Below are 5750 nucleotides of genomic sequence, written 5' to 3' on the forward strand. Positions count from 1 at the left end.
TTTTAAGAGTTAAAAAAGGGGGGAGAAGAAGTAAGATGGGAAAACGTACAAAAACAATAGCATTAAATATATTAGCTATAATTATATTGTATGCCTTATTTGCAAGTATTGGGGAAGTTAGGCAAAGTTCAAAAACAGTAGATGAAGCATTTGAAAAGTTTAAGAAAGAATTTGTTTATAGTGAAATCAGCGATAAACAATTTTACCTTATCGAAAATTCTACATTTCTACTATTTGAAGCTGGAAATACTGTTTCATTAGTCCAGTTTGAAAAAGGGATATTTGGTTGGAAACCAACTTATTATTCCCACGATGAAGATAGAGGCTTATCCTATTCTTCAAGTTTTGATTTTGGAGAAGCCCTTTTGCACGGAGTCATTCCAGAAGAAATAACGAATGAAACGAATACCGTAAAAGTGAATGGAATAGAGGCAGATATTGTTAAGCTCAATGATAAAACGAGAGTTTGGATTTTGATAAACAATAAACCAAAAAACTTTTCTAACATAAACATAGACTTCTTAGATAAGGACGGACATATAATTAGCGAAATATAAGTACATATATCATTTCTAAAGGTATTTGCTAGTATTTTAACACCCTTTTCTGTTGAATTCCTTATAGAAGAAATGGGCAGGTTAGCGGAAGAAGTAATTTTCTGAAACTTCAAACTAGTATCTCTCGTATATTAATTAATAACAGGAAATACCAAGAAAGGGGATTTTATTTTGCAGTTGCTTTTAAATGGATTATATAGAGGGTCTATTCCATTGGGTATCTTACTAATCATTTCATTGTCGTATAAGTTGCAAGGACAATCAGATGATTCGAGTGCTTATTTTTTTTATGGCCTAATAGCCTTTTTCCTCGGATTGGCAAGTGTTATCTATCAAATTAAACAATGGAGTTTCTTGAAACAAATCTTTGCTCATTATATGGCGATGCTGATTACAGTTTTCCCAACGTTGCTTTTAAGTGGTTTTTATCCGTTAGATTCATTTAAAGATGTATTTGATGTGTACCTCCAATTTAATAAAGTGGGAATTATCTTATTCTTAACTATATATTTTATTGAATATGTTATTTCACGTAGAAATTCTAGTAATAGCACTTCTATATGATTGGGGTGTCGATTGACGGTGGTGTTGATCTAAGAAGGATTAATCCCTTTTTTGTAACCTCTTATGGAAGAAAAGGGCAGTTTAGTGCAAGAAGGATTTGCTGCCATACATACCGAATTATATGGTTATAGCTTTGAAGCTGTGACTAATAAAGATATATGGAGAGGGTTAATTTTGAGACTGTTTACGATTCTTATTATTTTATTTTTATTGTTGTTTTTAATAGAAAAATTGATAGAAAAATTTCTGGGTGTAAAGAGAAGAAGAATTTCCGAAACCCCTGGCAAAAGCGTTGATCGATGGGGGAGAACGATAATACTCATTATTTTTTTGGTCGTCTATTTCTTTGCTCTAACAAAGGGGTCGGTTGACACCCTAAAATGGTATTGGGTTCTATTTTTAACAGTATTAGCGGGGTTTCAAATTATATTGGAATGGAAGTATCTAAAAGAATCAAAACAATATATCTCAACACTTATAAGCTCGACGATATGTTTTATTTTCATAATATTCTTTGTTATTCGCTTTTACAACTAAAAATTAGCATTTGAGAAATGAGAGTAGTTGCTTTTTTACTAACGAGGCAGTTGTGCGGCCGAGCCTAGGTCGTATCATATAGCGGGTGGGATTCCCGCCGAGTAAGAACTAGCCATTCGCTCGTAGCGAGTCTTGGAGGGGCAAAGGTAACTTTGGTCTTTAAGCGTAGACAGTTAGGTGGCGGGCCGAAAGCCAAATGGTTGAAGGGATTGAGCTCCATAAACGTTTGTAAACCGAGAGGGCTGATGCCTTAACTGCGTGTAGAAAGCAATATTTTATCTTTTGTTATAGGCGAGAAAGATAAAACCTCTCTGGAGTCAGAGACCTTGGCACGTCATACATAGATATGATACGGCAACTCGGGAGACCCTACCGGTCTCTTCTGTTTATTAGAAGAGTATGGTGTACAAGCGATAACAAGTAAGGAAACCAAATGCCGGGTAGGGAGTCGGATAGCAGCGTAGTACCAATGAAGTTGGGTAATGCCGATGGAGGAAAGGCTAGCTACCAGTTATTGCCCTTATTAGGGACACATTTACTAAATGTGCAATCACTCATTCAATGTCATCATGAGCTGCCAAACAATAAGGCAACTGGTGTGAACGGTACAACGAAAGAGCAATATGCTGAAAGTCTTGAAGAAAACATAATGGACTTAACAAACAGACTTAAAAGCAAAAGTTATCGTCCAGTTCCGGTTAGAAGAATGTATATTCCAAAGCTTAACTCTAATAAGAAAAGGCCATTAGGAATACCGGAACATGAGGATAAAATTGTCCAGAAAGGCATTGCAAAAGTGCTAAATGCTATCTATAAGAATGACTTTCTAGACTGCTCTTTTGGGTTTCGACCAAACAGAAACTGTCATGATGCGTTAAAGATACTAAACTTTTATGTAGAAAAAAGATTAGTAAGCTATGTAGTAGATGTAGATATCAAAGGCTTCTTCGATAATGTTGACCACAAATGGATGATGGAGTTCTTGAAACATAGAATAACGGATCCTAGCCTCCTGAGAATAATCAGTAGGTTCCTCAAAGGTGGTTACATGGAGGAAGGCAGGAGATACAAAACAGATAAGGGTACACCGCAAGGTGGAGTAATATCTCCTATCTTGGCTAATGTGTACCTTCATTATGTACTCGACTTATGGTTTGAGAAAGTGGTTAGGAAACAATGTGAAGGACAGGCATACATGGTAAGATATGCGGATGATTTTGTTTGTTGTTTTCAACACAAAAGGGAAGCTATACAATTCTACGAGTCATTAAAACTGAGATTGAAGAAATTTAACTTGGAAATAGCTGAGGATAAGACCAAGGTTATTCCCTTCGGGAGATTTGCAGAAAATAACGCGAAACGAACAGGGAATGGTAAGCCTGCAACCTTCGATTTCCTTGGATTTACGCATTATTGTGGAAAAAGTAAACAAGGAAAATTTCGTGTAAAACGGAAATCGAGCAGAAAGAAAGTCCAAGGCAAGCTGAAAGAATCTAAGGAATGGTTGAAGTCTAATAGAAATAAAAATATCCATTTAATCATGGAGAGATTTAGACGTTCTCTAGTAGGATACTACAACTATTACTGCATCACAGATAATTCTCGAACGGTTAATGACTTCAAAGAGAAAATCGAAATTTTACTATTTAAATGGCTGAATAGAAGGAGCCAAAGAAAGTCCTTTACATGGGATAAATTCAGGCTATTCCTTCAAATGTTCCTACTTCCTAAACCAAGAATCAGGGTCAATATTTATGAATTAAGGAAAGAAATTAGCTATATTCTGTAAATGATAACTAGGAGGAGCCGTGTGCGTTAATAGCGCAAGCACGGTTCTGAGAGGGGGGAGAAGCACAATTTACCGTAAGGTAAAAAGGCTCTCTTCTACTCGACTAGCTCAGGAAGGAAAGGTAATCATAAAAACAAAAACGGGAACAAAGATATAATTATTTTAATTTCATATTTTAACGAGGTGTAGAATAAGTGAAAAAAATGAATACGTTTATTTATGTAAGCCTAATAATAGCAACTTTATTTGGGGTCTCTGGGCAAGATATTGCGTACTTTTTAAATGAGAATTTCATTGAATCTTATCCATTATATTATTTAACTACTTTAACAGTAATAAGTATATGTTTATACATATGTTCGATGATTTTAATTTTTATAAAATATAGGAAACAAAGAAAAACTAAAAACACATTAGGAATTGAGTTGTATTTGTGTTTTATCATTGGGTTGCCAGTTTCTTGTTGGTCTTTATTGGTTACTGCTATGTGGTGGGGTTAATACGGACTTATTACTTTTTAAAGTGAAGTTATTAATTTATTGGTCGATTATGAGTGTGTAATTCTCTGGAATGATTAACACACTTTTCTGTTGAATTCCTTATTACAAACGGGCAGGTTAGCGGAAAAAGGATTTTCAACGATCGATAGAGAATAGTAATAGGGATTCTCAGGGGAGATTCTATTCTAACTTAATGGAGAGTGGAAAAATGGGCCAAAAGAGTATATCTGGTATTGTAGGAGGAATTTTGATAGCGGTAAGTATTGTAGTCGGGGCTTTCTTAATCTCTGATTCTTCATCTATTGCTACTACAAGTAATGAAGAAGAAGTATCAACAGAGAAAAGTGTATTCACTATTGATGACCTGGCTGAATATTTATCTGTAAGCACTAAAGACATAGAAGAAATTATTGAAAAAAGGGATATAGAGAAAGCATCTATTGAAGAGGGAAATTTTGATACCTATAAATATATTCCTTATCTGACTATTTCGGGTGAAGTCCGTTTCTTGAAAAGCGAAATAGACAAATGGCTAGAATATCATTCGAAAAATAATTTTCATTCTTGATGAGATACACTAGGCGAATTTTATATCCATCTCTTGAGCTAAAGGGCAGGTTAGCGGAAGAAGGACTCTTCCGCTTTTTGTCGAATTCATTATGAAAATAACAGGACACGTAAGTTCAATAAGAAATAGTCATCACTTTGCTGAAACACCTTAATAATTAAGAGAAGGGAAAGAATATGAAAGATTTATTAGGTTATTTTCTTATAGCACAAGCCATCATTACTGGAGTGATTGTTCATACAATATATGCTTTTTCTGATTCCATTATAGATGCAGTCGTTTATACTGTATCCCCTGGTGAATCAGATTTAGCTTGGGGTGCTGGAGCACCTACATTTATATGGGGTTTACTTACTGTAGTAATAGGATTAGGTATATTTGTGATTGCAAAGAAGAAGTAGATTTAAAAAAGAGCATCTGATGTGGAACAGGGTTAGAATTTATAAAGTATAGAATAAAAGGTTAATTAAAAAGGAGGTATAAATAACTTGGAGTACGGTGAAAATTTTGAGGTGAAAATTGCAACAAATCACGACAGTAGTGTAATTATTAAGATGTTAAAACAGATAGCTCAATGGATGAAAGATAATGATATAAACCAATGGCGGTTTCTATTAGAGGGTGGTGATGATGAAGAGATTGAACAAGCCATATTTAATCAAGAAACATACATTGTTTTAAAAGATAAGGAAATTATGGCCACGTTCACGCTATTATCTGAACCAAGTGAATGGGACAGGCATATTTGGGGAAACGATATTTCTTCGAAATCGCTTTATTTACACAGACTTGCAATACTGCCTGCCTATATGAAGAAAGGTATAGGGCAAAGTATATTGACTTGGATAGAAGACAATGCAAACGATAAAGAGTATCTTAAGTTAGATTGTGTTACTGATAACATTAAATTAAATAACTTTTATAAGTGCAATGACTTTGAATTTATTGGTGTAACCGATGGCCATAGTAAATATCAAAAAAGTATAAAAAAGAATGAGATATTCTTCAAATAAAGAGTCTTTTCTTGAATATAAGAGCTGCGATCAGCTCTTTTTGTTTATGCAGCTAAGGGGGCAGGATAGCTCTATAAGAAGTAACCAATAAAGGGAAAATAATACAACGAATAGAAGTAGTTATATATAAAGAGGAGGGAGGTTTTTTGACGGATATCCAAATTGTTGAACTAGATACCAAAATCCTTGAAGGAATAGGGAGTTATTGTCTCAGAAGTAAAA

Annotated in this window: 7 protein-coding genes; all 7 read left to right on the forward strand. The window is 34.5% G+C overall.

The window, feature by feature from the left end; genetic code table 11:
• On the forward strand, positions 1-557 hold a 557-nt coding region (locus tag AC622_RS20330; protein WP_231589565.1), incomplete at its 5' end, for a hypothetical protein.
• A gap of 171 nt (positions 558-728) precedes the next feature.
• Complete coding sequence (locus AC622_RS20335) at positions 729-1121, forward strand: DUF3021 family protein (protein WP_049672692.1); 393 nt, start codon at positions 729-731, stop codon at positions 1119-1121.
• A gap of 63 nt (positions 1122-1184) precedes the next feature.
• The gene (locus AC622_RS20340) at positions 1185-1658 is read left to right on the forward strand and encodes a DUF4181 domain-containing protein (RefSeq protein ID WP_082197225.1); all 474 of its coding nucleotides are present in this window, start codon (positions 1185-1187) and stop codon (positions 1656-1658) included.
• A gap of 469 nt (positions 1659-2127) precedes the next feature.
• The gene (gene ltrA, locus AC622_RS20345; protein WP_082197291.1) at positions 2128-3447 is read left to right on the forward strand and encodes a group II intron reverse transcriptase/maturase; all 1320 of its coding nucleotides are present in this window, start codon (positions 2128-2130) and stop codon (positions 3445-3447) included.
• A gap of 708 nt (positions 3448-4155) precedes the next feature.
• Positions 4156-4515: a helix-turn-helix domain-containing protein gene (locus tag AC622_RS20350; protein ID WP_049672693.1), complete on the forward strand. Its 360-nt coding sequence runs from the start codon at positions 4156-4158 to the stop codon at positions 4513-4515.
• A gap of 176 nt (positions 4516-4691) precedes the next feature.
• Entirely contained in the window at positions 4692-4916 is a 225-nt protein-coding gene (locus tag AC622_RS20355) for a hypothetical protein (protein WP_049672694.1), read from the forward strand.
• A gap of 87 nt (positions 4917-5003) precedes the next feature.
• Positions 5004-5528: a GNAT family N-acetyltransferase gene (locus tag AC622_RS20360; protein ID WP_049672695.1), complete on the forward strand. Its 525-nt coding sequence runs from the start codon at positions 5004-5006 to the stop codon at positions 5526-5528.
• Positions 5529-5750: the final 222 nt, after the last annotated feature.

The organism is Bacillus sp. FJAT-27916 (genome assembly GCF_001183965.1).
GTDB lineage: Bacteria > Bacillota > Bacilli > Bacillales > Pradoshiaceae > Pradoshia.

Excerpts from the sequence above, each read along its gene's own strand:
- AC622_RS20340 (WP_082197225.1), top strand. The coding sequence starts at position 1,185 with ATGGAAGAAAAGGGCAGTTTAGTGCAAGAAGGATTTGCTGCCATACAT.
- ltrA (WP_082197291.1), top strand. The coding sequence starts at position 2,128 with ATGAAGTTGGGTAATGCCGATGGAGGAAAGGCTAGCTACCAGTTATTG.
- AC622_RS20350 (WP_049672693.1), top strand. The coding sequence starts at position 4,156 with ATGGGCCAAAAGAGTATATCTGGTATTGTAGGAGGAATTTTGATAGCG.
- AC622_RS20355 (WP_049672694.1), top strand. The coding sequence starts at position 4,692 with ATGAAAGATTTATTAGGTTATTTTCTTATAGCACAAGCCATCATTACT.